This is a genomic window from Microcystis sp. M53603_WE2 (assembly GCF_030065435.1).
In genome coordinates this window covers 1-1,200 of record NZ_JASJFF010000074.1, presented here as the reverse complement: position 1 = coordinate 1,200, position 1,200 = coordinate 1, and the positions used below count along the sequence as shown (strand labels likewise).

At 42.1% G+C, this 1,200-nt stretch carries 3 protein-coding genes; 1 reads left to right on the top strand and 2 read right to left on the bottom strand.

Annotated features, from left to right (window positions below):
• The first annotated feature begins 287 nt into the window (after positions 1-287).
• The gene (locus tag PX481_RS01785; protein ID WP_002756882.1) at positions 288-506 is read left to right on the top strand and encodes a hypothetical protein; all 219 of its coding nucleotides are present in this window, start codon (positions 288-290) and stop codon (positions 504-506) included.
• Positions 507-788: 282 nt separating this feature from the next.
• Here the strand turns inward: PX481_RS01785 and PX481_RS01780 are convergent, their stop codons facing one another.
• Both PX481_RS01780 and PX481_RS29540 read right to left on the bottom strand, forming a co-directional pair.
• Entirely contained in the window at positions 789-1,064 is a 276-nt protein-coding gene (locus tag PX481_RS01780; protein WP_002756884.1) for a BrnA antitoxin family protein, read from the bottom strand.
• Positions 1,057-1,200 (bottom strand): BrnT family toxin (locus tag PX481_RS29540; RefSeq protein ID WP_353852176.1); only part of this gene is annotated, 144 nt, incomplete at its 5' end. The genes PX481_RS01780 and PX481_RS29540, both read right to left, overlap by 8 nt.

Here is a 1,200-nt window from a genome sequence, read left to right as displayed (position 1 = left end):
TTGTGGGAGCACAATGGAAAGCAGAGAATGTTCCTCAGTATTTGAAGCTACGTTGTGCTTATCTCAACGGCGATATTGCCTGAGTATTTTTACTCATTGCAAAACTGGGATGCTCCCAACATTGGGAATCTTCGCTAACATTCCTCAACTGGTCCGACCAGAGCGGCATCGCACCTAAACTCACAGTTTCAATCCATGGGCATGGTGCGTTCCCCAAAAATCGATCGGTGGAGCGGTAGAAGTTGCATTAGGGAACGCACCCTACAAGATCGGCGATCGCACTGCGTATGTTGTCTGCACTTCATGGAATTGGAGTCATTATTCTAGATACGGAAAACCCTTCTGAAAGTGAGATATTTTTACCAGCAAAATCTAGGGCAGAAATTGACTGGCAATCAGTGAATCGTATTGTGGTTGAAAATGATGATTTTAAAGATTATATTGAGCTAGTTTCAACTTATTACCAAACTGGAAGAATTAGAAGTCGGGATTGGAATAAAATTTGATAGATTTTCATAATCCCCGACCTTGATGATTAAAACCCTTAACCGTTTGTTCGGATATCTACTAGGGTACTGCCAACAATCTCTTTTAAGGAGACTGATCACAGAAGCTTTCTAGACTTCTAGCAAAGATTCTTAGATCTGACTGCACTTTGTCACAAAATTTCACTATTATTTCGGGTGCGGTGATTTGTTATAGCGGTTTTCAGTCTAATAAGGTATGGTAAATCCCTTGTTATGCCGCTGCAATCCTTGTTTTCAAATACAAAAATATGAATCTGCCTGTTATTGATGTGCCTCCATATACGCTCGTAGCAATTGATTGATCTGTGTTTGATAGCCACGCCCTTGAGACTTAAACCACTCTAATACATCGCTATCAATGGGGAGTGTAACTTGAGCCTTGGCTTTTGTAGCAGGTAAACCCCGCCGCACTACCGCCTTAGCAAACATTTCTGGCGTAATCTCTGGACAATCTGATAAATCAATATCTTCATCGCTCATCGCATCCAATCGTTGCCAATCAGTTTGAGAGTTGCTCGAAGTAGGTTCGTTATTCATATTTCGTCGCTTTTCTTGCAGAAATAATACGGGTGCAATCCTCACGTTCTGTATGGACAACGGCAATCACTCGCCCTTGCAACAAACCGAATGTGACAAAACGCTGCTCTCCATAACCGTAACGATCGTCCTCAAC